This window comes from Paractinoplanes maris (assembly GCF_023544465.1).
GTDB classification, from domain to species: domain Bacteria; phylum Actinomycetota; class Actinomycetes; order Mycobacteriales; family Micromonosporaceae; genus Actinoplanes; species Actinoplanes maris.
On record NZ_JALPVL010000005.1, the window covers coordinates 181,288 to 207,251 of the forward strand.

Below are 25,964 nucleotides of genomic sequence, written 5' to 3' on the forward strand. Positions count from 1 at the left end.
TGGCAGACCCCGCCCCGGCCAGGCAGTGTCGGGGAGCAAGCAATTTTGTCTCTCTCGAGTCGGGTGATCACGCGTGTCGCTGTTCTGGCGGATCTTCTCGCTGAACGCGGCGGTCTTGACCGTCGCGGCCCTCGTGCTGCTCTTCGCCCCGGTCACCGTCTCGACCACCGCGCGGCTGGCCGAGGCGCTGATCATCCTGGCCGGCACGGTGGTCACGCTGGTCGCCAACGCGGTGCTGCTGCGGGTGGGACTGGCCCCGCTGGCCCGCCTGACCCGGGTGATGACCACGATCGACCTGCTGCGCCCGGGCACCCGCCTGGCCGCGCGCGGGCACGGCGAGATCGCCCAGCTGATCACCGCGTTCAACGCCATGCTCGAACGCCTCGAGGCGGAGCGCGCGTCCAGTGCCGGGCGCGCTCTCTCGGCGCAGGAGGCCGAACGGCACCGGATCGCCCAGGAGTTGCACGACGAGATCGGTCAGACGCTGACCGCGGTGCTGCTCGACCTCAAGCGGGTGGCCAAGGCGTCGCCCGACCCCGTGCGCGACCAGTTGCTGCAGGTGCAGGAGAGCACCCGCAACAGCCTCGACGAGATCCGCCGCATCGCCCGCCGGCTGCGTCCCGGCGTCCTCGACGAGCTCGGTCTGGCCAGTGCCCTGCGCGCGCTGGCGGGCGAGTTCACCACGGCCGGCATGGCGGTGCGCCGCCAGGTCGGCTCGGATCTGCCCGTCCTCGGAAAGGAGGTCGAACTGGTGGTCTACCGGGTCGCCCAGGAGAGCCTGACCAACGCCGCCCGCCACTCGGCCGCCCAGCACGTCGACCTGGTGCTCGCGCACGAGAACGACGGCGGGGTGCGGCTGTGCGTGCGCGACGACGGACGAGGGTTGCGCGGCGCGCCCGAGGGGGCGGGCATCCGCGGCATGCGGGAGCGGGCGCTGCTGATCGGGGCCGAGCTGTCCGTGGAGTCGGGAGCCACCGGCGGCACGGCGATCCAGCTGAAGGTGCACCCGTGATCCGCATCCTGCTGGCCGACGACCACGCCCTCGTACGCCGTGGGGTCCGGTTGATCCTGGACGGCGAGCCCGACCTCGAGGTGATCGGTGAGGCCGCCGACGGCGCCGAGGCGCTCGCGCTGGCCGCGGCCGACCCGCCCGATCTGGCCGTGCTCGACATCGCGATGCCGCGGATGACCGGCCTGCAGGCCGCCCGCGAGCTCAGCCGCAGCCGGCCCGGCCTGCGCATCCTCATCCTGACCATGTACGACAACGAGCAGTTCTTCTTCGAGGCGCTGCGGGTGGGCGCGGCCGGCTACGTGCTCAAGTCGGCCGCCGACCGCGACCTGGTCGAGGCCTGCCACGCCGCCATGCGCGACGAGCCGTTCCTCTACCCCGGCGCGGAGACGGCCCTGGTCCGCGAATACCTGGAGCGCGCCCGCACCGGCGCCGACATCCCCGGCCGGGCCGTCACCGAACGCAAGGAGGAGGTGCTGAAGCTGGTCGCCGAGGGCCACTCGACCCGGGAGATCGCCGAGCTCCTCCACATCAGCGTCAAGACGGTCGAGCGCCACCGCTCCAACATCCTCACCAAGCTGGGCCTCAAGGACCGGCAGGAGCTGACCCGGTACGCGATCCGGGCCGGGCTGATCGAGCCGTGATGCTGATCGTCCTGCTCCTGCACGCCGCGGCCGCCGTCCTGGCCCCGGTGGCCATCCGGTACGCCGGGAACCGTGCCCTCTACGGCCTCGCGCTGGTGCCGGCCGGCACCTTCGGGTGGACTGCCACGCAGAGGCCGCCGGTTGCCGAGACGTACCCCTGGGTGCCGCATCTGGGCATGGACCTGGCGTTGCGGATGGGCCCGTTGTCCTGGCTCATGCTGCTGATCGTCAGCGGCATCGGGGCGGTCGTGCTCGCCTACTGCGCCCGCTACTTCCCCGAGGGCGACCCGGGTCTGGGCCGCTTCGCCGCGATCTTCCTCGGCTTCGCCACCGCGATGACCGGTCTGGTGGTCACCGACGACCTGCTCGTGCTGTACGTGTTCTGGGAGCTCACCACCGTCTTCTCCTACCTGCTCATCGGGCACCGGGGTGAGCAGGCGGCCGGGCGCCGGGCGGCGATGCAGGCGCTGGTCGTGACCACCGCGGGCGGGCTGGCCATGCTGGTCGGCTTCGTGATGCTGGGCCACGGCGCCGGGACCTACCGCTGGTCCGGGATCGTCGAGGGACCGTTGCCGGCGGGCAGCACGATCGCCGCGGTGCTGATCCTGGCCGGGGCGCTGAGCAAGTCGGCCATCTTCCCGTTCAGCTTCTGGCTGCCGGCCGCGATGGCCGCGCCCACCCCGGCGTCGGCCTATCTGCACGCGGCGTCGATGGTCAAGGCCGGCGTCTTCCTGCTCGGCCTGCTCGGGCCGCTGCTGGCCCGGACCGAGCCGTGGCGGCCGGTGGCGCTGACCGCCGGGGTCATCACGGTGCTGCTCGGCGGCTGGAACGCCATGCGCCAGCACGATCTGAAACTGCTTCTGGCGTACGGAACGGTGAGCCAACTGGGTCTGCTGACGATCGCGCTGGGCGCGGGCAGCCGGGCCGCGGCGCTCGCCGGGACCGCTCTGCTGCTGGCGCACGCCCTTTTCAAGGCCGCCCTGTTCCTGGTCGTCGGCATCGTCGACCGGATCGCGGGCACTCGCGACCTGCGGGAGCTGAGCGGGCTGGGCCGGCGGACGCCGGTGCTCGCCGTCATCGCCGGGCTGGCCGTGGCCTCGATGGCCGGGGTGCCGCCGCTGGCCGGGTTCGTCGGCAAGGAGACGCTGTTCGCGGCCTTCGAGCACGGCGGCACGACCGATCGGCTCGTGCTGCTCGCGCTCGTGGCCGGGTCGGCGCTGACCGTCGCGTACGGGTTGCGGTTCCTCTGGGGAGCTTTCGCCCGCAAGCCTTCGGTGGCCCCCACCCCGGTGTCGCGGCCCGGCTTCGCTTTCGCGGCGCCGGCCGGCTTGCTGGCGCTGGCCGGGCTCGCCGTGGGTCTGGGAGCCTCGTGGCTGGATGGGGTCCTCACCCCGTACGCCTCGCTCTTCCCGGGCGAGACCGAGCACCTCGCGCTGTGGCACGGCCTCGGGTTGCCGCTGCTGCTGTCGGTCACCGTCCTCACCGTCGGATCCGGGCTCTTCGTCACGCAACTGCGCGGCCGGCCCTGGCCGTCACGCCGGCTGCCCGCGGCCGAGATGGTCTACAAGTGGCTGATGTCGGCTGTGGACCGCACGGCCGTCGAGGTCACCGGGGCCACCCAGCGCGGGTCGCTGCCGTTCTCGCTCGGCATCATCCTGGTCGTCCTGGTCCTGTTCGGTGCGGGCACGCTGGTGTTCGTGGCGCCGTGGCCCGGCGGGATCCGGTTGTGGGACACGCCTCTGCAGCTCGTGGCCGGCGCGGTCGTGGCGAGCGCGGCGCTGATCGCCGCCCGCTCGAGGCGCCGTCTCACGGCGATGATCCTGGTCGGGGTCTGCGGCTACGGCGTGGCTGTCATGTTCGTGCTGCACGGGGCACCCGATCTGGCGCTGACCCAGTTCCTGGTCGAGACGGTCACCATCGTCATGTTCGTGCTGGTGCTCCGGCGGCTTCCGGTGCGGTTCTCGGCCCGGCCGCTGCGGGCCAGCCGGGTGCTGCGCACGACGCTGGCGGTGGCGACCGGGCTGGTGGCCGCGGGCATGGCGTACGTGGCGGTGGGCGGCCGGATCGCCACGCCGATCTCGGTCGACTTCGCCGGGCCCGCGGTGTCCTACGGCGGTGGCCACAACATCGTGAACGTAGCGCTGGTCGACATCCGGGCCTGGGACACCATGGGTGAGATCTCGGTGCTGGTGGTGGCCGCGACCGGGGTGGCCTCGCTCATCTTCCGCCGATCGGGGGCGCTGCAACGCCGCCGGGCCGAGCAGGGCAACGGGCACGCGGCCGAGCAGGTGCCGGAGCCCGGCCCGTGGTTGCGGGCCGGCGACAATCCCGAGGCGCGCCGCCAGTCGATCATCCTGCAGGTGGTGGCCCGGCTGCTGTTCCACACGATCGTGCTGTTCTCGATCTACCTGATCTTCTCCGGGCACAACGATCCGGGCGGCGGCTTCGCCGGTGGTCTGGTGGCCGGGCTGGCCCTGACGACCCGCTATCTGGCCGGCGGGCGCCGGGAGCTGAACGCGGCCGCGCCGGTGGACGCCGGTCTCGTCCTCGGCGCGGGTTTGCTGACCGCGGTCGGCACCGGGGCGGCCGCGCTGGTGGCCGGCGGTGAGGTGCTGCAGAGCGCGTTGCTCGACTTCCACCTGCCGGTGCTGGGCCACATCCACTTCGCCACGTCCGTCTTCTTCGACATCGGTGTCTACCTGATCGTGGTCGCCCTGGTGCTCGAGATCCTGCGCAGCCTCGGCGCCGAACTGGACCGCCAGCACGAGGTGGCCGCGCGATCGGAACGGCGAGCCGTCGAGCGACCGAGGGAGCCGGCATTCGCCGCGCCAGGAGACCAAGCCCCAGGAGGCTCAGCGTGACTCCCAACCTGGTCTACGTCGTCGTGATCGGCGTGCTTTTCGCGGCCGGTGTGTCGATGGTGCTCGAACGGAGCCTGACCCGCGTACTGATGGGAATGATCCTGCTCGGGAACGGCGTGAATCTGCTGATCCTGCTGGGCGGCAAGGCCGGCACGCCGCCGATCGTGGGCGCCGGGCCCGAGCCGGAGATGGCCGACCCGCTGCCGCAGATCATGATCCTCACCGCGATCGTGATCACGCTGGGCATGACCGCGTTCCTGCTCGCCCTGGCCTACCGCAGCTGGGCCATGTCCGGCCATGACGAGGTGCAGGACGACGTCGAGGACCAGCGGATCATGCAGCTGGCCGAACGGGACGAGGGCTCCGGCACCGACGACCGCGACCACCACGAGGCGGTGCGATGAACTTTCTCGTCCCCCTGCCCGTCGTGATGCCGCTTTTCGGGGCCGCGCTGACGCTGATGATGGCGGGCCGGCCGCGCGCGCAGCGGACCGTCAGCCTCACCGTGCTCACCGCGACGCTGCTCGTCTCGTGCGCCCTGCTCTATTTCTCGACCACCGACGCGCCGCTGGTCGTCGCGGTCGGCGGCTGGTCGGCGCCGCTGGGCATCGTGCTGATCGCCGACCAGCTGGCCGCCCTCATGCTGGTGGTCTCGTCGGCCGTGACCCTGTGCGTGCTGGTCTATTCGATCGGGCAGGGCATGGCCGACGGGCACGAGGAGACGCCGCTCTCGGTCTACCACCCGACCTATCTGGTGCTGACGGCCGGCGTGACCAACGCGTACCTGGCCGGCGACCTGTTCAACCTGTACGTCGGGTTCGAGATCCTGCTGGTGGCCAGCTACGTGCTGCTCACCATCGGGGGCACCGAGAACAGGATCCGCGCCGGTTCGACGTACGTCGTGGTCTCTCTCCTGTCCTCCGTCATCTTCCTGACGGCGATCGGTCTGATCTACGGAGCCACCGGCACGCTCAACCTGGCGCAGCTCGTGGAGCGGCTGGACGCGCTGCCCGACGGGCTGCGGCTGATCCTGCAAGGCATGCTGCTGCTGGCTTTCGGCATCAAGGCGGCGGTGTTCCCGCTGTCGTCGTGGCTCCCGGACAGCTATCCGACCGCGCCCGCCCCGGTCACGGCGGTGTTCGCGGGGCTGCTGACAAAGGTCGGCGTGTACGCGATCATCCGCACCGAGACGCTGCTGTTCCCGGGCGGGCGGGCGGCCGCTGTCCTGCTCGTCCTGGGCCTGCTCACGATGGTGGTCGGGATCCTGGGCGCGGTGGCACAGTCGGACATCAAACGACTGCTGTCGTTCACGCTGGTCAGCCATATCGGCTATCTGCTCTTCGGGGTGGGGCTGACCACGCAACTCGGGCTGTCCAGCGCGATCTTCTACGTGGTCCACCACATCACCATCCAGACGACGCTGTTCCTGGCGGCCGGCCTGATCGAGAAACGTGGCGGGAGCACGGCTCTGGACAAGCTGGGCGGGCTGGCTCGGCTCAGCCCCGTGCTGGCCGTGCTGTTCCTGGTCCCCGCGCTGAATCTGGCCGGCATCCCGCCGTTCAGCGGCTTCATCGGCAAGCTGGGCCTGGTGCAGGCCGGGGTCGCCGACGGTGGCGTGCTGGCCTGGCTGCTGGTCGGCGGGGGCATCCTGACCAGCCTGCTGACGCTCTATGCGGTGGCCCGCGTCTGGAACCTGGCCTTCTGGCGAACCCCGCCGGCGTCGGTGCCGGCGGCCTCGCGCTCCCTGCTCCCGCCGCTCATGGTGGCGCCGACGATGGCGCTGGTCGTCTTCGGTGTGGCGCTGACGGTCGTGGCCGGCCCGCTGTTCGAGGTGGGCGATCAGGCCGCGTCGTCGCTGATGGAACGGGCCTATTACGTGCGGGCGGTCTTCGGCGGAGGGGCACCGTGACGGGCGGCCGCCGGCGGGATCGCTTCATCGCGGCCCTCGGGCTGACCGTGATCTGGGTGCTGCTGTGGGGTTCGTTCACGCCGCTGACCGTGGCCGGCGGTCTGGTGATCGCGGTCGTGGTGCTGATCGTGTTCCCGCTGCCGGCGGTCACCTATGCCGGGCGGATCCACCCGCTGGGCGTGCTGCGGTTCGCGGGGCGGTTCCTCACCGACATGGTGGTGGCCAGCGTCCAGGTCGCCGTGCTGGCGTTCCGGTTCGGGCACGTGCCGCGAAGTGCGATCGTCGCCGTCGCGCTGCGGGCGCCGTCCGACCTGGGGCTGACGCTGACCGCCGAGGCGCTGTCGCTGGTGCCGGGCAGCCTCATCGTCGACGCCGACCGCCGGCGGGGCGTGCTCTACGTCCACGTGCTCGGCATCTCGTCGGCCGACGAGGCCGACCGGTTCAAGCAGGGCGTGCTCGACCTGGAACGCCGGATCATCCGGGCGTTCGGCTCGCCCGCCGAGCGCCGCATCCTCGAGGAGGTTCCCGCATGACTGTCGTCGCCGTCGTCGTCACCACGCTGCTCGCCGCGGGGGCCGTGCTCGCCCTGATCCGGATCGTCCGCGGGCCGTCCATCCTGGACCGGATCGTCGCCACCGACGTGCTGCTGGCCGTGATCGTCATGGCCATCGCCGCCGAGGCCGCCTTCTCGCGCGACGCCACCGCCCTGCCGGTGCTGGCGGTCCTGTCGATCCTGGGCTTCACCGGCGCGGTCAGCGTGGCCCGCTTCGCCATCCGCCGCCAGGCCACCGCCGACCCGTCCAGCGGCCGCGACGCCGGCCGGCCGAGCCCGCAGTACCAGGCCGATTCGGTCGACCTGCCGGATCCGATCGGCTCGACATCGCTCGACCCGCATTCGCGGGGCCCGCTCGGCGCGACATCGCTCGACCCGGATTCGCTGGACCCGCTCGATGCGACATCGCTGGACCCGCTCGATGCGACATCGCTGGACCCGGATTCGCTGGGTCCGCAGTCGATCGGCCCGCCGGAACCGCCCGACCGTGGGGACTCGCTCAGCCCGCCGGAGTCGCCGGGCCGCGGCCGGCTCGACCGGTCAGCGGAGGAGGTGCGATGAGCGGCGTGCTTGATGTGCTGGCCTGGGTGTGCCTGGTGGTCGGGGCTCTGCTGAGCCTGTCGGCCGGGGTGGCCCTGATGCGGTTCCCCGACCTGCTGTCCCGGATGCACGCCGCCACCAAGCCGCAGGTGCTCGGGCTGCTGCTGGTGCTGATCGGCTGTGCGCTGCGCCTGCGTGAGGCCGTCGACATCACCACGCTGCTGCTGGTGGCCGTCTTCCAGATGGCCACCGCCCCGGTGGCGGCCCACATGATCGGCCGCGCCGGCTATCGGGCCGGTCAGGCCCGCACCGACCTGCTGGTGGTCGACGAACTGGCCGGCACCGACGACAAACGCTGACGGAGGTCACGATGGAGAGCTTTTCCGGGCTGCCACCACCCGAGAAACCCGGCGACAGCGCGCTCGCCCACCGCATCGCCGACGCCCTGGCCGCCGACGAGCGCTTCCGGCGGCAGCCCCTGGCCCTGCAGGTGCAGAACGGGGTGGTCATCCTGACCGGGACGGTCGAGAGCCCCGAGATCTACGACGAGGTCACCGGCCGGGTGCGGCAGACCCCCGGCGTACGGGATCTGTGCGACGCCCTCATCGTGCGCGACGGCGAGGCGTGGCTGCGCGAGGCGCGGCAGTTCGGCGAACTGGCCGCCCGCCTGGCCACGCAGCCGGAGACGCCCCGGCCCCGGCCCGTCGCGGTGACCGCGCGGCTCGTGATGCTCGCCGTGACCGCGATCGTCGTCGTCGTCGAGGTCGCCGGCTGGCTGGCCGCCGTGTTCGGCGTGGGCCTGCTGGCCTGGCTGGCCGACGTCCTGCTGCGCCGCCGCCGGCGCCGGCTCACCGACTAGGCCCGTTTCGCAGCGGGGATCGGCCTGCGCCCCGTTTCGCAGCGGGGATCGGCCTGCGCCCCGTTTCGCAGCGGGGATCGGCCTGCGCCGAGGGCCCACATCGGGTCCAGTCATGGGACGCGCCTCGGTAGGTTGGCCGTCATGACGGACGTGCGGCTGGAGCCGATGACCGGGGACCAGTACGAGCCGTGGCGGGCTGAGGCCGAGGCGCACTACGCACGGAGCGTCGCCGCGTCCGGCCGGTCGGCGCGGGACGCCGCCCGGGCCGCCGCCGCCAAATACGCCGAGCTGCTGCCCGACGAGTTCGCCACTCCCGGCCACCACTTCTGGTACGCCTACGACCGCGCCCGCCGAGTCGGCTTCCTGTGGGTCAAGGTCACCGACGACACCGCGTTCGTCTACAACGTCGCCGTCGAGCCTGACCTCCGGCGCCGGGGCTACGGCCGCGCGATCATGCTGGCCGCCGAGCGCTGGTGCCAGGACAACGCGCTGACCAGGATCGGTCTGCACGTCTTCGCGCACAACACCGGCGCCCGGGCCCTCTATGAACAGCTCGGCTTCATCGAGACCGGCCGGAACCTGGCCAAGGACCTCTGACCGGGGAGCGCAGGCCGAGCCACTGGCCGGCATCCCAGGCGTGGAAACGCTCCACCTCGGCGAAACCGAGCTTCGCCGCCAGGCGCATCGAGGCGACGTTGGCGGTCTGGGTGGCGAGCACGACCGGCTCGCCCGGCAGGGACGCGTCGAACCAGCCGAGGGCGGCCGCGCACGCCTCGGCGGCATAGCCCGATCCCCACGCCCGCGGCAGCAACAGGTAGCCGAGATCGACCTTGCCGAGGGCGGCCGGACGGTGCCGGGGTGGCCTCCGGAGCAGGATCTGCCCGATCATCGCCCCGTCGAGCTGACAACCACGAACCAGCACTGAGGAAATCAGGCGCCGCCGGGATGACCGGCGGCGCCTTCTCGACAGACCTACGAGACCCGGATGGTCACCCGGTCGTAGCGGGTCAGCGGGAACCGGCCGTGGTCGGTGCCCTGCAGGATCACCGAGATGGTCTGGCCGGCCCGGGCGTCGGCCGGAACGACCACCCGGCCGCCGGTGACCGCCACGGTGCCGGGATAGGTGCCTTCCTCGCGGTACTGCCACCAGCTCGTGGTGACCTTGTCGCGGTCCGGGTCGGTGACGCGGGCGCCCAGCGCGACGGTGGAGCCGGGGCGGGCCCGGACCGTGTCGCCACCGGCGATGCGCACCGACGGCGGGTGGTTGCCGGCCGACCGGCGCGGCGTCAGCGTCCACCGTATGCGGGCGGCGAAGTCGTTCTGGGCCGCCGCCGCCCAGCGCAGCGTGGTCAGGTTGGCCACCTCGGCGCCGGTCGCGTCCTTCTCGGTGGGCACCAGCTTCCACAGGTTGGGCGAGGCGGTGACCTGATAGGCCCGGCCACCCCAGCCGCCCGTGGCCGGGTCGGCCGGGTTCTGCAGGCCGGTGGGCAGCAGCTGGTTGAACACGACGTTGTCACCCTCGGAGAGGAAGTCGTACTTGGCCATCGGCTTGCACCAGCCGCCCGGTGCCTTCACCGGGTCGCCGAAGACGTCCAGCGGGTCGCCGGGTGTGGTCTGCCCGTCGAGCCACGAGCGGTAGAGCGAACCCCACGGCCCGATCTGGATGTTGCGGCGGATCCAGTCGCCGGTGAAGTAGACCCGGTCGGCGGGCAGACCGCGGACGTTGCCCTGGCCGTTGTTGTTGCAGTTGAAGCCCCAGGTCGCGTAACCCGCCGAGCGCTCCTCGACCCGGACCGCGGGCCACGACGAGGAGATGTAGTTCGCGTACGTCTCGTCCTGGAACCCGCTGGCCAGGATGACCGCCTTGGCCGAGACCTTCGCCTTGACCGACGCCCACTTCGAGGTCGCCGAGTAGCGCTCCTCAATGGACTTCAACGCGCGGGCGATGGTGCTCGTGCCACCCCAGGCCTGTAGATAGAGCGGACGCCGATCGTTGTCCAGCAACAGGTCGCGGATCAGGTCGGAGCCCGCCGTGTCGGACGCCATCTCGCCCTCGAACGCGATGTTGCCGAGCTTCACGATCGACCGGAGCTTGGCCGGGCTCGGATAGGCGGCATCGTGCTTGCGCAGGTTGGGGTAGACCTTCGCGTACGCCGGGATCAGCTCGTTCTCGATGGTCGTGTTCCCGGTCCAGCGCCACGACGTCTGCGGTGTCTTGTATTCGCGGCCGGGCAGGAAGAACTCCGTGCCCTGGCCGTCGCCCGCCCAGTGGAACTTGCTGCTGGTGTAGATGATGCCCTTGGTGTCCAGCTCGTTGGTGTAGAGCAGATAGCGGACCAGGGAGGCGATGTCGTCCGATTCCATGTCGGTGGTGATCACCGTGCGCGGCTTCTCGGTGTGCGAGCCCCCGGCCGAGGCCGGCGCGGCCGGAAGCAGGAGGGCGGCCGCACCGACGACCGCGAACAGGCGCCGCATCACAGCTCCCCGAAGAGCGCGGTCTGCACGATCCGCTGCGCGGCCATGGCATCCTGCCGCTCCTGGGCCTCGGCCAGCGCCGCGGTGTCGAGCCGGTCGAGCGCGCGGTGCAGCCGCTTCAGCGTGCCGATCGCGGTGTTGGCGGCATCGACGCTGTCCTCCCGGAAGGGGAACTGGTCGAGCTGCCACACGCCCTCCCAGTTGTTCTTGCGCAGGGTGTGGAAGAACTCGAAGATCTCGGTGAGGTGGACCGTGCCCACCACGAGGTCGTCGTCCCAGCCACGCAGGTTGTCGTTGACGTCCATGCCGTAGAGCCGGCCGTGGTCGATGATCAGCTGAGCCGCGTCCGAGGGCGACTCCCCGCCGTAGAGGCTGTGCCCGAAGTCGAGCAGGATGCCGACGTTGTCGAGGCCGATCTCCTGGATGCCGAGCAGGGAGCGGGCGGCCGAGTCCCAGGTCATCTTCACCCGCGGCTCCCGCGGCTTGTACTCGATGGCGAACTTGAGGTCGGGGTGCGCCCCGGCCAGCTCGCGCATGCCGTCGACGGCCAGCTTCCACAGGGTGCGGTGATCCACCTGCCACGGGTAGTCCCAGCCGTCCTGGCCGGGCCAGATCTTGACGTAGTCGGCCCCGAGCTCGCGCACGATGCCCGCCGCCTCGTGCATCAGGTCGAGAGCGACTTTCCGTACGGCGGGATCGGGGTTGGTGAACGAGCCGCGGCTGAACTTGCGCAGGTAGATCTCGGGCGTGATGCCGATCGCCGACAGACCCTGGGCGGCCAGCGCGTCCTTGACCTCGGCCAGGCCGACGCCCGGCGTGAACGGGTAGTTGAGGTCGACCACGCTCAGGTCGTCGACCTGCCCGGCCAGTTCGATCGCCTCGAGCGTGGTGCGCGCCGGGCCGTAGCCGTCGCTGGCGTAGCGGTCGACGTAGGTGGCGAAGTGCCAGAGTCCGGCGCCGAAGCGGGGGTACTCGGTCATGCTGCTCAGCTCCCAAGGTGAGGGGTGCGGGCCCGGGCGACCGCCGCGCGCCACGCGGAGCGCTGCGCGGCGGCGTCACCCGGCTGGGGACGGAACTCGTCGTAGGAGATGGACGGGGTGAAGCCCCCGGCGAGGAACGCGGCGCCGAGGGCGGAGAGGTTGGCGGTGCGGGCCCGCAGGACGGGCCGGCCGGTGAGGTCGGCCTGGATCTGCATGAGGACGTCGTTGCCGCTCGCGCCGCCGTCGGCCAGCAGCGCCTCGGCCGGGCCCATCGCGTCCACGACGTCGGCGACCTGGTGGGCTATCGACTCGACGGCGGCCCGGGCCAGCTGGGCGGGCTTGGTTCCCAGCGTCAGCCCGCTGATCAGACCGACCGCGGTGTCGTCCCACCAGGGCGCGGCCAGCCCGCCGAAGCCCGGCACGAGGTGGACGCCCTCGCTGGCGGCCCCGGCGGCCATCGCCCCGATCTGCTCGGGTGAGCGGTCGAGCAGATCGGCCAGCCAGGCGACCGTCGACCCGGACGACCGGATGTTGCCCTCGGCGGCCAGTTCGTCGTTCCAGGCGACCGTCATGCACACCGCGTCGTTCGACGGCTCGCCCAGGCGCATCACCGAGGAGCCGGTGCCGTAGGTGACCTTCACTCCGTGCGCGGCGCGCTCGCCATGGGCGTACAGCGCGGCGTGCGAGTCGCCGAGCACGGCGGTGATCGGCAGTCCGGCCAGCACTCCCCCGTGCGCGCCGATGCGCCCGAGCTCGCCGGCGGACGGTGTGACCGTGGGCAGCGCGGCCGACGGGATGCCGAACAGGTCGAGCAGTTCCGGGCTCCACGCGCCGGCCCGCACGTCGAGCAGCTGGGTGCGCGACGCGTTGCCGGCCTCGATCCGGTGGGAGCCGGTCAGCGCGTACACCAGCCACGAGTCGATCGTGCCCACGGCCGCGTCCGGTGTCTCGTCGAGCAGCCACCGGAGCTTGGCCGCGCTGAACATCGGGTCGAGGGGCAGACCACTGATCTCCCGTACGCGGGAGGCCTGCCCCTTCTCCCGCAGCGCGTCACAGATCGGCTGCGCCCGCTGGTCCTGCCAGCCCAGCACCGGCCCGGCCGGCTGCCCGGTGGTCCGGTCCCAGACGACAGCCGACTCGCGCTGCGTGCTCAGGCCGACCGCGACGACCCGCCCCGGGGCCACCCCGTCGAGGCACGAGGCCGCCGCGGTCAGCACGCTGCCGAGGATCTCGCCGGCGTCCTGCTCGACCCAGCCCGGCCGGGGATACCGGATCGGCACGGGCGCCGACCCGGTGCGCACCACCCCGCCCGCCGGGTCGACCAGCAGGCACTTGGTGGAGCTGGTGCCCTGGTCGATCGCGAGGACCAGGTCGTCAGACATCGGCGCGGGCCAGTCCGATCGCCGCCTGCCGGATGTCACCCGCCGTCAGCCCGAAGTGCTCGAGCAGGAACGCGGTGTTGCCGGTGGGCGCGAACTCGCGGTGCACGCCCAGCATCCGCATCGGCACCGGGGTGCGCTCGGTGACCACGACGGCGGCCACCGCGGCGCCGAGCCCGCCGGTGGTGGTGGCCTCCTCGGCGGTGACGATGGCGCGGGTGTCCCGCATCGCCTCGCGGATCGCGTCCTCGTCGAGCGGCGCGATCGTCGACATGTTCAGCACCCGCACGGACACTCCCTCGGCGGCGGCCTCCTCGGCCGCCTCGAGCGCGCGGGAGACCATGGTTCCGGTCGCCACCACCGTGACATCCGAGCCGTCCCGCAGGCGCGAAGCCGCGCCGAAGGTGAAGTCGCGGTCACCGGTCACCGCGGGGACCTTGAACCGCCCCACCCGCAGGAAGACCGGCCGGGCCGCGTTCGCCGCCCAGCGCACGGCCGAGCGGGTCTCGGCGGGGTCGGCCGGCACCACCACGTCGAGGCCGGCGATCGCGCGCAGCCACGACAGGTCCTCGATCGAGTGGTGGGTGGGGCCCAGTTCCCCGTACGCCATGCCCGGGCTCATCCCGCACAGGACCACCGGCGATCGGCTGTAGGCGACGTCGGCCTTGATCTGCTCCAGCGCGCGCCCGGTCAGGAACGGCGAGGCGCCACAGACGAACGGCACGTAGCCGCTGAGCGCCAGACCGGCCCCGACCCCGACCATGTCCTGCTCGGCGATGCCCACGTTGATGAGCCGGTCGGGGAACTCCTGCTGGAACTTCACGAGATTGCTGGAGCCGACGGAGTCGTTGCACACGGCCACGATCCGCTCGTCCTCGCGGGCCAGCGCGCTCAACTCGTCGGCGAAGGCCACCCGGCAGTCGAAGAGTTCCTGGACGGGCGCGCTCATCGGGCCAGCTCCGCTTCCGCCGCGACGATCTGCTCGGCCGAGGGCACCTTGTGGTGCCACTCCACGCGGTCTTCCATGAAGGAGACGCCTCTTCCCTTGGTCGTGTTGGCGATGACGCAGGTCGGGCGCTCGCCGCGGGGCGCGGTGAACGCTTCGTGCAGCGCGAGGTGGTCGTGCCCGTCGACCTCGAGGACGTCCCAGCCGAAGGCGCGGAACTTGTCGTCCAGCGGGTCCAGCGTGTTCGTCTCCTCGGTGCGCGCACCCTGCTGGAGCCGGTTGCGGTCGACGACCGCGGTCAGGTTGGACAAGCGCCGGTGGCCGGCCGTCATCGCGGCCTCCCAGTTGCTGCCCTCCTGCAGCTCCCCGTCGCCGAGAACCACGTAGACGTGGCGCGACGACGCGGACAGCCGGCCGGCCACCGCCATGCCGACCGAGATCGGCAGGCCGTGCCCGAGCGGGCCCGTGTTGGTCTCGACGCCCGGCACCTTGACCCGGTTGGGGTGGCCGTTGAGCGGCGACAGCGGTCCGGCGAACGTGTCGAGCTCGGCGGTCGCGAAGAAGCCGGTCGCGGCCAGGGTGGCGTAGAGGGCGCCGGCCGTGTGGCCCTTGCTGAGCACGAACCGGTCGCGGTCGGCCCAGTCCGGCTTCTCGGGGTCGATCCGCAGCACCGAGAAGAACAGCGTGGTCAGGATGTCGAGGACGGACATGTCGCCGCCCACGTGGCCCAGACCGGCCCGGCCGATCATGTGCAGGTCGGCGGTGCGGGACTGGTTGGCCCGCTCCCGCAGCATCTCGCGGCGGCGCTCGGGGCCGGCGTCGGCGAACTCCTGCCGGAACGAGCGCCAGGCGGCGGCGGTACGAGGGTCGGCGACCAGCATGGGTGTGCCTTTCTACGGGTGGTGAGGGGCGGGCCCGGGCACAGGCCCGCCCCGACGTGACGGTCAGGAACCGGCGACGGCGAAGTCCTTGACCGTGGCGGCGTTGTCGGCGTTCACGAGCACGCAGTCGATCGACTGCTTCTCGGGCTGGTCGGTCTTGCCACCGGCCTTGAGGTAGGCGTCGGCCTGGTCGACGGCCATCTGCGCGATCTTGCTGGCGGGCTGCAGGACGGTCGCCTTGATGGCCTTCTTCTGGATCGAGGAGACGACGTCCGGGCTGCCGTCGAAGCCGACGACGACGATGTCCTTCTTGTTGGAGGCCTGGACCGCCGCGTAGGCACCGAGCGCCATCGTGTCGTTGCCGGCGATGATGCCCTTGATGTTCGGGTGCGCCTGCAGGATCGTCTGGGTCTTCTGCAGCGCCTCGGCCTGGTCCCAGTTGGCGCTCTGCTGGGCCACCATCTTGAGGTCCGGGAACTGGTCGAGGATGCCGTGGTAGCCCTTCGAGCGGACGCCGGCGTTGGTGTCGGTCGGCTTGCCGAGCAGCTCGGCGTATTCGCCCTTGTTCTCCATCAGCTTGGCGAACTCCTGGCCGCCGAGCCCGGCCCCCTGGGCGTTGTTGGAGACGATCTGGGCGACCGCGACGCCGGTCTTGTTGATCTCACGGTCGATCAGGAACGTCGGGATGTCGGCGTCCTTGGCCCGCTGGATCGCGGTCACCGAGGCGTCGGCACCGGCGTTGTCCAGGATGATGGCGGCGGCCTTGCGCGAGATCGCCGTGTCGAACTGCTGGCTCTGCTTGGTCGGGTCGTCGTCGTGGCTGAGCACCAGCGTCTCGTAGCCGAGGCTCTTGGCCTGGGCCGCCGCGGCGTCCTGCTCGGCCTTGAAGAAGACGTTGTCGGGCGACGGCGTGATGATCACGACCAGCTTGGAGGCGGCCGGGGCGGACGCGCCGCCCGACGAGGAGCCGCCCTCGTCGTCGCCACCACCGCAGGCGGCCAGGGCCATGACGGTGGCGGCGCCGACGGCCAGGAAGGCCCGGCGGGAGGGGAGATATTTCATGATGTGTCCCTTCACTTGCTACGGAGCGGGGGTGGATCTACGCGGTGTGCCGGGTGAGGCTGGACTGCAGGCGCTGCTGGGCCTGCTCGGTGATGACGGCGAAGATGATGACGGCGCCCTTGACCACCGACTGCCAGAAGGTGGAGACGCCGACCAGCACCAGGCCGTCGCTGAGGAAGCCGATGACGAAGGCACCCATGACGGTGCCGATGATCGTGCCGCGACCGCCGGACAGCGCGGTGCCGCCGAGCACGGCCGCCGCGATCGCGTTCAACTCGTACGTCGTCGCGGTGTCCGGATAGGCGGCGCCCAGCTCCGAGGTGAGCAGGAGGCCGGCCAGCGCGGCGCAGGCGCCCGAGATCACGTACACCGCGATCTTGACCCGGTTGACCCGGATGCCGGACAGCACCGCGGCCCGCTCGTTGCCGCCCACGGCGAAGATGTGCTTGCCGAACGGGGTCCGGGTGGTGACGACGATCGCGACGGCCGCGACCACGACCATGATCCAGACGGCGACCGGGATGCCCAGCAGACTGTCGACCCCGATGAACGAGAAGCCGGTGTTGCCGCGGGCCTCGGTGCCGGCCAGATCCGGGTAGGTGCCGCCGTTGCTGTGCAGCTGGGCGGCGCCGCGGGCCACATAGAGCATGCCCAGCGTGGCGATGAACGGCGCCACCTTGAAGCGGGTGATCAGCAGGCCGTTGACCGCGCCGACCAGGGCGCCGACGACGATGCCGATCAGGATCACCACGGCCACCGAGAAGAAGACCGTGCCGCCCGGGACGTTGAGCCCTTTGAACAGCAGACCGCCGGCCACCATGCTGGACAGCCCGGCGATCGAGCCCACCGACAGGTCGATGCCGCCGGTCAGGATGACGAAGGTGACCCCGATGGCCAGGATGGCGTTGATGGCCACGTGCTTGGTCATCAGGATCAGGTTGCTCTGGGTCAGGTACTCCGACGAGATCGAGCTGAAGATGATCACCAGCACCACGAGGACGACCAGCGTGCGCCCGCGCAGGAGCAGCAGCGCCGCCCGCTTGAGCGCGGTGCGGGACTCCTCGGGCTGAGGCGCCGCGGCCGTGGGGGCCGGCGCGGCGACGTCGGTGTCGGTCATGCGGATGCCTCCAGGGCGCTCTCGGATGCGGAGGCGGTGACGAGCGCCTCCTCGGTGACGTTCTCGGCGGTGAACTCGGCGGTGATCCGGCCGCGGGCCATCACCAGCACCCGGTCGGCCATGGCCATCACCTCGGCCAGCTCGGACGAGATGAACAGCACCCCGAAGCCCCGCGCGGCCAGCTCGGCCATCAGCCCGGCGATCTGCGACTTGGCGCCGACGTCGACGCCGCGGGTGGGCTCGTCCAGCAGCAGCACGATCGGCTCGGTGAGCAGCGCCCGGGCCAGGACGACCTTCTGCTGGTTGCCGCCGCTGAGCGCGGTGACCAGGGCCCCCAGCCCGGGGATCTTGATGGCCAGCTCGCTGACCTTGTCCCTGGCCGTACGCTGCTCGGCCGGGCCGGCCAGCAGGCCACCCCGGGTCAGCTTGGCGATGGTGGCCAGCAGGATGTTGTCGCGCACGGTCATGGTCTGCACCAGGCCGTCGCGCTGCCGGTCCTCGGGCACCAGGGCCAGGCCCGCCGCCATCCGGGCCTGGACCGTGCTCTTGGGCTCCTTCTCGCCGCGTACGAAGACCTCCCCCGCGGTGGCCCGGCGCATGCCCATGAGCGTCTCCATCAGCTCGGTGCGACCGGCGCCCATCAGGCCGTAGATGCCGACCACCTCGCCCGCGCGCACGCTCAGCGAGACGTCGTCGACCGCGACCGTGCCGGGGACGGTCAGGCCGCGTACCTCGAGAAGCACGTCGCCGACCGGCGAGCTGTTGCGGACGTAGAGCGAGTCGGGGTCGCGGCCGACCATCTGCCGCACGATCCAGCCGGTGTCGGTCTTGCTCATCGACTCGTGCGCGACCAGGCGGCCGTCGCGGAAGACGGTGACCCAGTCGCCGATGCGGCGGAACTCGTCGAGCTTGTGCGAGATGTAGATGACCGTGACGTCGTCGCGGCGCAGGTCGCCCATCACCTCGAAGAGCACGTCGACCTCGTGGTTGGACAGCGCCGAGGTGGGCTCGTCCATGATCAGCACGCGGACGTCCTCCAGCAGCACCCGGCCGATCTCGACGAGCTGCTGCTGGCCGATCGGCAGGTCACCGACGAGCGTGTCGGGGTCGAGACGGTCCTGGCCGAGCCGCTCGAGCACCTCGCGGGCGCGGCGGCGCTGACCCGCGGCGTCGACGAACCGGCCGCCCTTGCGCAGCTCGCGGCCGGCGAAGAGGTTCTCGGCGATCGACAGGTTGGGGAAGAGGCTGAGCTCCTGGTGGATGATCCCGATCCCCAGGGCCTGCGCGGCCCGCGGGCTGCCGAGCTGCACCGTCTCACCCTCGAGCACGATCTCGCCGCTGGTCGGCTGCTCGGAGCCGGAGAGGATCTTCATGAGCGTCGACTTGCCGGCGCCGTTCTCGCCCACCAGCACGTTGACCTGGCCGCGGTAGGCCGTGAAGGTCACGTCCTTGAGGGCCCGCACGCCGCCGTAGTTCTTGCTGATGTGGCGCGCTTCGAGGATCTCGGCCATCACTTGACCGCCAGCTCGGTCGGCACCAGGAAGATCGTGCCGGGGGCCAGCGACGAGAAGGCGCCGTAGAAGTCGACCTTCTTGCCCTTCAGCGCCTCCTTGTCGCCCGCCTTGGCGATCACGTCGGTCCGGACCCGGTCGTTGATCTGGTTGGCGACCTCGGCGTAGTCGATCTGGTTGGTGAAATCGCCGAACGCGATGAACTTGACGGCGTCGCGGATCGCGGTGCCGGCGATCACCGGGCCGGTCGCGATGGTGACCTTGACCGGCTTGCCGCCCGCCACGGGCACCTCGACGGTGACCGGGCCGGTGGGCACCGAGGTGTCCACCTCGGTGACTGTGCCCGAGCCCTTGACCATGAAGGCGAACGGGCTGCCGGTGCCGGTCTGGTTGCCGTACTTCTTCCCGGCCGCGGCCGGGTCGTCGGCGATCGCGGCGGCCACCGTGGCGACGTCCACGGCGTTGTCGTGCACGGTGGGCACGATCTTCTGGGTCCAGTTGTCGTCGACGTACGTCTTGGGGTCGGTGGCCGACGCGGCCGCGGCGGACTCACCGTCCTTCTCGTACACGTAGACACCGGGCACCTTGGAACAGGCCGCCACCGCCGCCGCCAGCGTCGCCGCCGTCACCGCGGCCAGCAGTCGGCGTGTGATCACCGTCATGTTGAATATCCATTCATAGGCGATTGGGCATGCGTTTACTGTGAATGCTGGATGTCGTTCTTGTCAACGGGTCGTTCCGGTCGCGACGCGCGCGCCATCGTCGCGGCGAAGTAGAGCCGTTCGGCTTCGTCACTCTGACTGAACGAGCACGGCTTGAATGGATATTCTCCTAAGCTCCGCGAGACGTAAACCGGGAGGATGGAGTGGCAGAGCGCTACCCGGCGGCCCGCACGGCCGCCCTGGACGAGGTCGCGACCGACCAGATCCGGCTGCTGACCAAGGTCGCCCGGATGTATCACGAGCGCGGGATCCGCCAGCCGCAGATCGCGGCGCAGCTGCACATCTCCCAGCCGCGCGTCTCCCGGCTGCTCAAGCGCGCGGTCGAGCTCGGCATCGTACGGACGACGGTGATCGCTCCCCGCGGCGTCTACGCCGAGCTCGAGGAGCAGATCGAGCAGGCGTACGGCGTCACCGAGGTGATCGTGGCCGATACCGACGACCACGCCGACGAGAGCCACGTGATGCGGGCGCTCGGCGCAGCGGCCGCGGTCTACCTGGAGACGACGCTGATGGGCGGCGAGCGGATCGGCGTCTCGTCGTGGAGCTCGACGATCCTGGCCACGGTCGAGGCCATGCACCCACGCCCGACCCCGGTGGCCGACCAGGTCGTCCAGATGCTCGGCGGGGTCGGCAACGTGACCGCGCAGACCCAGGCCACCCGGATCACCGGCCGGCTCTCGGCGCTGACCGGGGCGCAGGCCGTCTATCTGCCGGCACCGGGGCTGCTGGCCTCGGGTGACATGCGGCAGATGTTCGTGACCGATCCCAACATCGAGCCGGTGCTGCGGGCCTGTGAGGACCTGACGATGGCGCTGGTCGGCGTGGGCAGCATCGAGCCCAGCCCGCTGCTGCGCGAGAGCGGCAACGCGTTCGCCGAGAGTGAGCTGCCCGCCCTGCGGTCGGCCGGCGCCGTGGGTGACGTCTGCATGCGCTTCTTCGACGCGGCGGGCGAGCACATCGAATCGGCCTTCGACGAGCGCGTCCTGGGCATCGGCGCCGAGACCCTTCGCAAGATCCCGCGACGGGTCGCTGTGGCCGGTGGCCTGCGCAAGAGCACGGCCATCAAGGCCGCCCTGCGCGGTGGCTGGGTCAACGTCCTGATCACCGATCTGCAGGTGGCGCGCAGCCTCGTCGACCTCTGACACCACTGCGGTGCCGTGATGGCATCAACTTGGCACCACGAACTCTTGCCGTGGTGCCATTGCTGTGCCACGATGGCGTCATGGACTTGACCACGTATGTGAACCACCTCGGGCGGGAATTCGCGACGCTCGCCGAAGCCGGCGGCGAGGACGCGCGTGCGCTGGTCGAGCGCCTGACCGGCTCGCTCGAGTCGGCGATCAGGATGACGCTGCTGGAAGCGCTGTCGGCCGCGGCCGACGAGATCACCCGCGATCTGGCCCCGGGCTCGGTCGAGCTGCGCCTGCGGGCCCGCGACCCCGAGTTCGTCGTCTCCCTGCCGCCGGCCGCGACCGAGGACGCGGCACCGGCCTCGACCACCGGGGCCGACCAGGATCTGCCGATCAGCGAGGACGGCCCGGCCTCCCGGATCAATGTGCGCATGCCCGAGCAGCTCAAAGCCGCGATCGAGGAGGCCGCGGCCAAGGAGGGGCGCTCGGTCAACGCCTGGCTGGTCCGCGCGGCCGCCGCCGGCGTCCAGCAGTCCGATCGTCAGCTCCGCCCCGAGGCCCGCGACAACGCCAAGCGCAGCGCCCAGCGCTTCACCGGCTGGGTGCGCTGACCTCTCCACCACCACGTCCCTGACCTGCGGGGACGCCTCACCGACCCATCACGAGGGGACCACCATGCCTGTTTTCGACACACCCACATCGATTTCCGTCACTATCGAGCTCGGCGTCGGCGACCTGCGGGTCACCGCCACCGACCGCACCGACACCGTCATCGAGGTCCGCCCGAGCGACCCGGCCGACGAGTCCGATATGGAGGCGGCGGCCCAGGTCCGGGTCGACTTCGCCCACGGCGAGCTCAAGGTCACCGGTCCCAAGCGGCTGTTCGACTTCTCCAGGAAGAGCCGGTCGGTCACCGTCATCCTCGAGCTGCCCAGCGGCTCCCAGGTCGACGCGCACTTCTGGATGGGCAAGATCCAGAGCTCCGGGCCGCTCGGTGAGTGCAAGCTCAAGACCACCGGCGACATCACCCTCGAGCGCACCGGTCCGCTGCGGGTGCACACCGGGTTCGGCGACATCGTGGCCGGGGCGATCGCCGGCGCCGCCGACATCTCCACCGCCTCGGGCAAGATCCGGGTCGGCGAGATCGACGGGACCGCGGTGGTCAAGAACTCCAACGGCGACACCGCGATCGACGCGGTCAGCGGTGACGTCCGGGTCCGCAACGCCAACGGCGTCATCGAGGTCGGCCGGGCCGGGGCCGGCGCCGACCTGAAGACCTCCAACGGCGCCATCCGGCTCGGCGAGGTGGTCAGCGGCTCGGCCGTCCTGCACACGGCCGCGGGCAACCTCGACATCGGCATCGCCGAGGGCACCGCCGCCTGGCTCGAGCTGACCTCCGGCTTCGGCCAGGTCAGCAACGAGCTGGACACCACCTCGGGGCCCGGCGGGGACCGGACCGTCGAGGTACGCGGTCGCACGTCCTACGGCGACATCACCGTCCACCGCTCGCTGGTCTGAGGAGACACTTCATGCAAACCCATGACCCCGCGATCACGGTTCGCGGACTCCGCAAGTCCTACAAAGACCTTCAGGTGCTCAAGGGCGTCGACTTCGAGGTGGCCCGGGGCAGCATCTTCGCGCTGCTCGGCTCGAACGGGGCCGGCAAGACCACGATCATGCGCATCCTCGCCACCCTGCTCAAGCCGGATGACGGCGCCGCGACCGTGGACGGGTTCGACGTCCGGTCCCAGCCGGCCCAGGTTCGCGAGTCGATCAGCCTGACCGGCCAGTTCGCCGCGGTGGACGAGATCCTGACCGGGCGGGAGAACCTGGTGATGGTGGCCGAGCTGCGGCAGGTGCGCAAGCCGGGCCAGGTGGCGGACGACCTGCTCGCCCGGTTCAGCCTGAGCGACGCCGGCGGTCGCCCGGTGGGCACGTACTCGGGAGGCATGCGCCGCCGGCTCGACATCGCGATGAGCCTGATCGGCGACCCGCCGGTCATCTTCCTCGACGAGCCGACCACGGGTCTCGACCCCGAGGCCCGCCTGGAGGTGTGGCGGATGGTCAAGGAGCTCGCCACCAGCGGCACGACCGTCCTGCTGACGACGCAGTACCTCGACGAGGCCGAGAAGCTGGCCGACCGGATCGCCATCCTGCACGAGGGCACGATCATCGTGTCCGGCACCCTGGCCGACCTGAGGCGCCTGCTCCCCCCGGCGAAGGTCGAGTACGTCGAGCGTCAGCCCAGCCTCGAAGAGATCTTCCTGGCCATCGTCGGCACCAAGGAGGGGCACCGATGAGCACCCATGCCATCAGCGACGCGCGTGTCATGCTCAAGCGCTCGTTGCGCCACGTCACCCGCAGCCTGGACACCATCATCACGGTGACGATCATGCCGATCGCCTTCATGCTGCTGTTCGTCTACGTGTTCGGCGGTGCCATCCAGACCGGCACCGACAACTACGTCAACTACCTGCTGCCGGGCATCCTGCTCATCGCGATCGGCAGCGGCGTGGCGTACACGTCCTATCGGCTCTTCAACGACCTGAAGAGCGGCATCTTCGAACGGTTCCACTCGATGCCGATCGCCCGCCCCTCGGTGTTGTGGGGGCACGTGCTGACCTCGGTCGTGTCCAACGCGATCTCGGTCGCCGTCATCGTCCTGGTCGCCCTGATCATGGGTTTCCGCTCGTCGGCCGGCGTGCTCGCCTGGCTGGCCGTGGCCGGGATGCTCGTCCTCTTCACGCTGGCCCTGACCTGGATCGCGGTGATCGCCGCGCTGTCGGCCAAGACCCAGGACGGGGCGGCCGCCTTCTCCTACCCGATCATCTTCCTGCCGTTCGTCAGCTCCGCCTTCGTCCCGACCGACTCGATGCCGGGACCGGTGCGGGCCTTCGCCGAGAACCAGCCGGTGACCTCGATCGTCAACACGATCCGGGCGTTGTTCGAGCAGCAGCCGGTCAGCAGCGACATCTGGACCGCGCTGGCCTGGTGCGTCGGCGTCCTGCTGGTCGCCTATGTGGTCGCCCTGGCGGCCTACCGCCGCAAGATCGCCTGAACATCCGGCACCAACCATGGCGAGGCCGTCAGCGGCCTCGCCATGTCGCCACGCAAGCCTCGTTGCCCTCGGCGTCGGCCAGGGTCCACCACTTCGGGGCGTGGGCGTCGGAGACCAGACGACCGCCGGCGGCCAGCGCGGCGGCGACCCGGGCCTCGGCCAGTTCATGCGGGACGGCCACGTCGAGATGGATACGGTTGCGCTGCGGGCGAGGCGCGTCCAGGTGCTGGATGGCAATACCCGGGCCGCGGCCCCGCGGGTCACCGGCGAAGTCGTCACCCACCCGCTGGTAACCCAGCAGCGCCTGCCAGAACGGCAGCACCTCGGCCCCGGCCAGGGCGTCGATGGTGATGAGGATGTGCTGGACGGCGGCGGGATCGGGCGGGAGGCCGAGCTTCCGGGCCGCGGCCGAGATCTGCCGGGCCAGGTCGACGTCGCGCGTCGTCATCGTGACGGTCACGCCGGCGTCCCGCAGGTCGACCCGGGGCGGACGCTCGGCGCCGAGCCCGTTGATCTCGTTGACCAGGGCGACACCGTCGGCGAACGAACGCGTACGGAAATGGGCCGAGACCACGTGGTAGAGGACGCGCCAATCGTCGACGCCGCCGGCGGCGTGGAACTCGGCCGGCGTGGTCATGCGCGGCGGGGCGTCAGGAGGCAGAACTCGGCGCCGTCGGGGTCGGCCAGCACCAGGGTGCCGTCGTCGCCGTCGCCTTCCGCATCGTCCACGAGGGTCGCGCCCAGCGCGACCAGGCGGTCGGCCTCGGCCTGCTGGTCGCCGTCGGCGGGTGGGGCGAGGTCGTAGTGCACCCGGTCGCGGCCGGTCCGGACCGCGAAGGGCGGGCCACCCCAGGAGATCTTGGAACCACCCCGCGGCGACTGGATGGCGGTCTCCTCGTCCTGGTCCCAGACCAGCGGCCAGCCCAGCGCCTCGCTCCAGAAGTAGCCCACCCGCTGGGAGCCGTCGCACGACAGCGCCCCGATGAAGCCGGTGCCGGCCAGGAAGTTGTTACCGGCCTCGATGACGCAGAACTCGTTGCCCTCGGGGTCGGCCAGCACGACATGCCGATCGTCGGGCGTCTGGCCGACATCGATGTGCTTCGCCCCGAGCGACAGGGCCTTGGCCACGGTCTCCTGCTGCTGCTCGGGACTCCGGCTGGTCAGATCGAAGTGCATCCGGTTGGGCCCGGTTTTGGGCTCTGGCAGGGGCCGGAACCGGATCCGGAAACCGGGATCGTCCGGCGGCACGAGCGTGGTGTCGTCGGCCATCTCGCGGCCCAGCACCTCGGACCAGAACCGGGCCAGCTCGGCCGGCCGGCTCGCGCCGAAACTGACGGCGAACAGCTGAACAGTCATCCCGCGGCGCTCCCTGCGGCAGTCCGAAGTGTCCCCGGAGCCTAGGCGCCGGGCGCACGGCCCGCACGCGAATACTGCCCGGGCCCTCTAACCTGAGCGGCATGACCGTTGACCTCTTCGCGGGCGTGCCGGTCCGCGACTACGCCGTCGCCGTGGCCTGGTACAAGCAGTTCCTCGGGGCCGAGCCGTCCTTCCTGCCGAACGACACCGAGGCGGTGTGGGAGCTGGCCGAGCACCGGTACCTCTTCATCGAGGTGCGCCCGGACCACGCCGGCCACGCGATGCACACCGTCTTCGTCAGCGACTTCGACACCCGCCTGGCCGGCATCGCCGAGCGGGGATTGGAGCCGGCCGTCCGCGAGACCTACGACAACGGCGTCCGCAAGGCCACCTTCCACGACCCCGACGGCAACGAGATCGGCCTCGGCGGCGCCCCGGTGGCTGCCCCCGAATGATCGCGCCGCCGCCCTGATCGTCCGCGCCGGTCAGTGCTTGGCGTGACCGTTGAGCGGGGTCTCGATGTAGGCGCGGTCGTGGTAAACGAGGTGGCCGGTGGCGTCGCCCAGCAGGACCTCGTGGACCTGGGCGATGACCACCGTCGAGGTGCCGACCGGGACGCGGTCGAGGGGGGTGGCCCGCAGCGAGGCGGTGGCGGTGGTCAGCACCGGCTCGCCGGTGGGCAGGACGTCCCAGGCCTGGCCGGGGGTGAAGCGGGGGCCGCCGGTGGCCGAGAAGGCCTCGGCCAGGGCCACCGAACCGGCGCCGAGCAGGTTGACCACGAAGCTGGGGGCCTCGAGGATCGCCCGGGCCGAGGGGGACGCCATCACCGAGAACGACAGCGCGGGCGGGTCGGCCGACACCGAGGCGACGCTGGAGGCGGTGAGGCCCACCGGGCCGGCGGCGGTGATGATGGCTACGCCGGTGGGGTAGCGGCGGAACGCGGTCTTGAACTCGTCGGGCAGCGGCACTCTC

General features: G+C 71.1%; 29 protein-coding genes. 16 read left to right on the forward strand and 13 right to left on the reverse strand.

The window, feature by feature from the left end; all coding sequences use genetic code 11:
* The first annotated feature begins 73 nt into the window (after positions 1-73).
* The 10 genes from NAG42_RS15980 (at position 74) to NAG42_RS16025 (ending at position 8,972) form a co-directional block, all read left to right on the forward strand.
* A complete protein-coding gene (locus NAG42_RS15980) occupies positions 74-1,012 on the forward strand; it encodes a histidine kinase (RefSeq protein WP_250031074.1) in 939 nt (312 codons plus the stop codon).
* Entirely contained in the window at positions 1,009-1,653 is a 645-nt protein-coding gene (locus tag NAG42_RS15985; protein ID WP_250031075.1) for a response regulator, read from the forward strand. The genes NAG42_RS15980 and NAG42_RS15985 overlap by 4 nt, the downstream gene beginning before the upstream one ends.
* Positions 1,653-4,514 (forward strand): Na+/H+ antiporter subunit A, encoded by a 2,862-nt coding sequence (locus NAG42_RS15990; RefSeq protein ID WP_250031076.1) that lies wholly within the window; start codon positions 1,653-1,655, stop codon positions 4,512-4,514. Before NAG42_RS15985 ends, NAG42_RS15990 begins: the two co-directional genes overlap by 1 nt.
* Positions 4,515-4,570: 56 nt before the next feature.
* Positions 4,571-4,918 carry a Na(+)/H(+) antiporter subunit C gene (locus NAG42_RS15995; protein ID WP_250031446.1) on the forward strand — a complete coding sequence of 116 codons (348 nt, stop codon included), beginning with the start codon at positions 4,571-4,573 and terminating at the stop codon, positions 4,916-4,918.
* Positions 4,915-6,423, forward strand: coding sequence for a Na+/H+ antiporter subunit D (locus tag NAG42_RS16000; RefSeq protein ID WP_250031077.1), 1,509 nt, complete (start codon positions 4,915-4,917; stop codon positions 6,421-6,423). Before NAG42_RS15995 ends, NAG42_RS16000 begins: the two co-directional genes overlap by 4 nt.
* Positions 6,420-6,956 (forward strand): Na+/H+ antiporter subunit E, encoded by a 537-nt coding sequence (locus NAG42_RS16005; protein ID WP_250031078.1) that lies wholly within the window; start codon positions 6,420-6,422, stop codon positions 6,954-6,956. The genes NAG42_RS16000 and NAG42_RS16005 overlap by 4 nt, the downstream gene beginning before the upstream one ends.
* Entirely contained in the window at positions 6,953-7,537 is a 585-nt protein-coding gene (locus tag NAG42_RS44895) for an MrpF/PhaF family protein (RefSeq protein WP_308201155.1), read from the forward strand. The genes NAG42_RS16005 and NAG42_RS44895 overlap by 4 nt, the downstream gene beginning before the upstream one ends.
* A complete protein-coding gene (mnhG, locus tag NAG42_RS16015; protein ID WP_250031079.1) occupies positions 7,534-7,875 on the forward strand; it encodes a monovalent cation/H(+) antiporter subunit G in 342 nt (113 codons plus the stop codon). Before NAG42_RS44895 ends, mnhG begins: the two co-directional genes overlap by 4 nt.
* Before the next feature lie 11 nt (positions 7,876-7,886).
* On the forward strand, positions 7,887-8,375 hold the full coding sequence (locus NAG42_RS16020; protein WP_250031080.1) for a BON domain-containing protein: 489 nt from the start codon (positions 7,887-7,889) through the stop codon (positions 8,373-8,375).
* Between the two features lie 141 nt (positions 8,376-8,516).
* On the forward strand, positions 8,517-8,972 hold the full coding sequence (locus tag NAG42_RS16025; RefSeq protein ID WP_250031081.1) for a GNAT family N-acetyltransferase: 456 nt from the start codon (positions 8,517-8,519) through the stop codon (positions 8,970-8,972).
* On the opposite strand, the gene NAG42_RS16030 is transcribed toward NAG42_RS16025, so the two are convergent.
* The 10 genes from NAG42_RS16030 to NAG42_RS16075 form a co-directional block, all read right to left on the reverse strand.
* Positions 8,935-9,297 (reverse strand): GNAT family N-acetyltransferase, encoded by a 363-nt coding sequence (locus NAG42_RS16030; RefSeq protein ID WP_250031082.1) that lies wholly within the window; start codon positions 9,295-9,297, stop codon positions 8,935-8,937. The genes NAG42_RS16025 and NAG42_RS16030 overlap by 38 nt on opposite strands.
* A 50-nt stretch (positions 9,298-9,347) precedes the next feature.
* Positions 9,348-10,850, reverse strand: coding sequence for a DUF1593 domain-containing protein (locus tag NAG42_RS16035; RefSeq protein WP_250031083.1), 1,503 nt, complete (start codon positions 10,848-10,850; stop codon positions 9,348-9,350).
* Positions 10,850-11,830, reverse strand: a complete 981-nt coding sequence (locus NAG42_RS16040; protein ID WP_250031084.1) for a TIM barrel protein — start codon at positions 11,828-11,830, stop codon at positions 10,850-10,852. Before NAG42_RS16040 ends, NAG42_RS16035 begins: the two co-directional genes overlap by 1 nt.
* A 5-nt stretch (positions 11,831-11,835) precedes the next feature.
* The gene (locus tag NAG42_RS16045; protein ID WP_250031085.1) at positions 11,836-13,212 is read right to left on the reverse strand and encodes an FGGY family carbohydrate kinase; all 1,377 of its coding nucleotides are present in this window, start codon (positions 13,210-13,212) and stop codon (positions 11,836-11,838) included.
* Complete coding sequence (locus tag NAG42_RS16050; protein ID WP_250031086.1) at positions 13,205-14,158, reverse strand: transketolase family protein; 954 nt, start codon at positions 14,156-14,158, stop codon at positions 13,205-13,207. The genes NAG42_RS16045 and NAG42_RS16050 overlap by 8 nt, the downstream gene beginning before the upstream one ends.
* Positions 14,155-15,036 (reverse strand): transketolase, encoded by an 882-nt coding sequence (locus tag NAG42_RS16055; RefSeq protein WP_250031087.1) that lies wholly within the window; start codon positions 15,034-15,036, stop codon positions 14,155-14,157. The genes NAG42_RS16050 and NAG42_RS16055 overlap by 4 nt, the downstream gene beginning before the upstream one ends.
* Positions 15,037-15,099: 63 nt before the next feature.
* A complete protein-coding gene (locus NAG42_RS16060) occupies positions 15,100-16,098 on the reverse strand; it encodes a D-ribose ABC transporter substrate-binding protein (protein WP_250031088.1) in 999 nt (332 codons plus the stop codon).
* A 37-nt stretch (positions 16,099-16,135) separates the two neighbouring features.
* Positions 16,136-17,215, reverse strand: coding sequence for an ABC transporter permease (locus NAG42_RS16065; RefSeq protein WP_250031089.1), 1,080 nt, complete (start codon positions 17,213-17,215; stop codon positions 16,136-16,138).
* Positions 17,212-18,726, reverse strand: a complete 1,515-nt coding sequence (locus NAG42_RS16070) for a sugar ABC transporter ATP-binding protein (protein ID WP_250031090.1) — start codon at positions 18,724-18,726, stop codon at positions 17,212-17,214. The genes NAG42_RS16065 and NAG42_RS16070 overlap by 4 nt, the downstream gene beginning before the upstream one ends.
* Complete coding sequence (locus NAG42_RS16075) at positions 18,726-19,388, reverse strand: DUF2291 domain-containing protein (protein WP_250031091.1); 663 nt, start codon at positions 19,386-19,388, stop codon at positions 18,726-18,728. The genes NAG42_RS16070 and NAG42_RS16075 overlap by 1 nt, the downstream gene beginning before the upstream one ends.
* Before the next feature lie 203 nt (positions 19,389-19,591).
* Between NAG42_RS16075 and NAG42_RS16080 the strand changes: the two genes are divergently transcribed.
* The 5 genes from NAG42_RS16080 (at position 19,592) to NAG42_RS16100 (ending at position 23,636) form a co-directional block, all read left to right on the forward strand.
* The gene (locus tag NAG42_RS16080) at positions 19,592-20,590 is read left to right on the forward strand and encodes a sugar-binding transcriptional regulator (protein ID WP_250031092.1); all 999 of its coding nucleotides are present in this window, start codon (positions 19,592-19,594) and stop codon (positions 20,588-20,590) included.
* Between the two features lie 80 nt (positions 20,591-20,670).
* On the forward strand, positions 20,671-21,189 hold the full coding sequence (locus NAG42_RS16085) for a ribbon-helix-helix protein, CopG family (protein WP_250031093.1): 519 nt from the start codon (positions 20,671-20,673) through the stop codon (positions 21,187-21,189).
* Positions 21,190-21,253: 64 nt separating this feature from the next.
* On the forward strand, positions 21,254-22,096 hold the full coding sequence (locus tag NAG42_RS16090; protein WP_250031094.1) for a DUF4097 family beta strand repeat-containing protein: 843 nt from the start codon (positions 21,254-21,256) through the stop codon (positions 22,094-22,096).
* An 11-nt stretch (positions 22,097-22,107) separates the two neighbouring features.
* Positions 22,108-22,878 (forward strand): ABC transporter ATP-binding protein, encoded by a 771-nt coding sequence (locus NAG42_RS16095; RefSeq protein ID WP_250031095.1) that lies wholly within the window; start codon positions 22,108-22,110, stop codon positions 22,876-22,878.
* Positions 22,875-23,636, forward strand: a complete 762-nt coding sequence (locus tag NAG42_RS16100; protein WP_250031096.1) for an ABC transporter permease — start codon at positions 22,875-22,877, stop codon at positions 23,634-23,636. Before NAG42_RS16095 ends, NAG42_RS16100 begins: the two co-directional genes overlap by 4 nt.
* 28 nt (positions 23,637-23,664) lie before the next feature.
* Here the strand turns inward: NAG42_RS16100 and NAG42_RS16105 are convergent, their stop codons facing one another.
* Both NAG42_RS16105 and NAG42_RS16110 read right to left on the reverse strand, forming a co-directional pair.
* Complete coding sequence (locus tag NAG42_RS16105; protein ID WP_250031097.1) at positions 23,665-24,273, reverse strand: 4a-hydroxytetrahydrobiopterin dehydratase; 609 nt, start codon at positions 24,271-24,273, stop codon at positions 23,665-23,667.
* Positions 24,270-24,992 (reverse strand): VOC family protein, encoded by a 723-nt coding sequence (locus tag NAG42_RS16110; protein WP_250031098.1) that lies wholly within the window; start codon positions 24,990-24,992, stop codon positions 24,270-24,272. The genes NAG42_RS16105 and NAG42_RS16110 overlap by 4 nt, the downstream gene beginning before the upstream one ends.
* A gap of 101 nt (positions 24,993-25,093) precedes the next feature.
* Between NAG42_RS16110 and NAG42_RS16115 the strand changes: the two genes are divergently transcribed.
* Positions 25,094-25,447, forward strand: a complete 354-nt coding sequence (locus tag NAG42_RS16115; protein ID WP_250031099.1) for a VOC family protein — start codon at positions 25,094-25,096, stop codon at positions 25,445-25,447.
* Between the two features lie 30 nt (positions 25,448-25,477).
* Here NAG42_RS16115 and NAG42_RS16120 read toward each other — a convergent pair whose 3' ends face one another.
* Positions 25,478-25,960, reverse strand: coding sequence for a flavin reductase family protein (locus tag NAG42_RS16120; RefSeq protein ID WP_250031100.1), 483 nt, complete (start codon positions 25,958-25,960; stop codon positions 25,478-25,480).
* Positions 25,961-25,964: the final 4 nt, after the last annotated feature.

Coding starts and splice junctions, on each gene's coding strand:
- NAG42_RS16100 (WP_250031096.1), top strand. CDS start 22,875: ATGAGCACCCATGCCATCAGCGACGCGCGTGTCATGCTCAAGCGCTCG.
- NAG42_RS16035 (WP_250031083.1), bottom strand. CDS start 10,850: ATGCGGCGCCTGTTCGCGGTCGTCGGTGCGGCCGCCCTCCTGCTTCCG.
- NAG42_RS16060 (WP_250031088.1), bottom strand. CDS start 16,098: ATGAAATATCTCCCCTCCCGCCGGGCCTTCCTGGCCGTCGGCGCCGCC.
- NAG42_RS16000 (WP_250031077.1), top strand. CDS start 4,915: ATGAACTTTCTCGTCCCCCTGCCCGTCGTGATGCCGCTTTTCGGGGCC.
- NAG42_RS16040 (WP_250031084.1), bottom strand. CDS start 11,830: ATGACCGAGTACCCCCGCTTCGGCGCCGGACTCTGGCACTTCGCCACC.
- NAG42_RS16115 (WP_250031099.1), top strand. CDS start 25,094: ATGACCGTTGACCTCTTCGCGGGCGTGCCGGTCCGCGACTACGCCGTC.
- NAG42_RS16055 (WP_250031087.1), bottom strand. CDS start 15,036: ATGCTGGTCGCCGACCCTCGTACCGCCGCCGCCTGGCGCTCGTTCCGG.
- NAG42_RS44895 (WP_308201155.1), top strand. CDS start 6,953: ATGACTGTCGTCGCCGTCGTCGTCACCACGCTGCTCGCCGCGGGGGCC.
- NAG42_RS15990 (WP_250031076.1), top strand. CDS start 1,653: ATGCTGATCGTCCTGCTCCTGCACGCCGCGGCCGCCGTCCTGGCCCCG.
- NAG42_RS16050 (WP_250031086.1), bottom strand. CDS start 14,158: ATGAGCGCGCCCGTCCAGGAACTCTTCGACTGCCGGGTGGCCTTCGCC.
- NAG42_RS16105 (WP_250031097.1), bottom strand. CDS start 24,273: ATGACCACGCCGGCCGAGTTCCACGCCGCCGGCGGCGTCGACGATTGG.
- NAG42_RS16070 (WP_250031090.1), bottom strand. CDS start 18,726: ATGGCCGAGATCCTCGAAGCGCGCCACATCAGCAAGAACTACGGCGGC.
- NAG42_RS16095 (WP_250031095.1), top strand. CDS start 22,108: ATGCAAACCCATGACCCCGCGATCACGGTTCGCGGACTCCGCAAGTCC.
- NAG42_RS15995 (WP_250031446.1), top strand. CDS start 4,571: ATGGTGCTCGAACGGAGCCTGACCCGCGTACTGATGGGAATGATCCTG.
- NAG42_RS16075 (WP_250031091.1), bottom strand. CDS start 19,388: ATGACGGTGATCACACGCCGACTGCTGGCCGCGGTGACGGCGGCGACG.
- NAG42_RS16020 (WP_250031080.1), top strand. CDS start 7,887: ATGGAGAGCTTTTCCGGGCTGCCACCACCCGAGAAACCCGGCGACAGC.
- NAG42_RS16090 (WP_250031094.1), top strand. CDS start 21,254: ATGCCTGTTTTCGACACACCCACATCGATTTCCGTCACTATCGAGCTC.
- NAG42_RS16045 (WP_250031085.1), bottom strand. CDS start 13,212: ATGTCTGACGACCTGGTCCTCGCGATCGACCAGGGCACCAGCTCCACC.
- NAG42_RS16110 (WP_250031098.1), bottom strand. CDS start 24,992: ATGACTGTTCAGCTGTTCGCCGTCAGTTTCGGCGCGAGCCGGCCGGCC.
- mnhG (WP_250031079.1), top strand. CDS start 7,534: ATGAGCGGCGTGCTTGATGTGCTGGCCTGGGTGTGCCTGGTGGTCGGG.
- NAG42_RS16065 (WP_250031089.1), bottom strand. CDS start 17,215: ATGACCGACACCGACGTCGCCGCGCCGGCCCCCACGGCCGCGGCGCCT.
- NAG42_RS16085 (WP_250031093.1), top strand. CDS start 20,671: ATGGACTTGACCACGTATGTGAACCACCTCGGGCGGGAATTCGCGACG.
- NAG42_RS16025 (WP_250031081.1), top strand. CDS start 8,517: ATGACGGACGTGCGGCTGGAGCCGATGACCGGGGACCAGTACGAGCCG.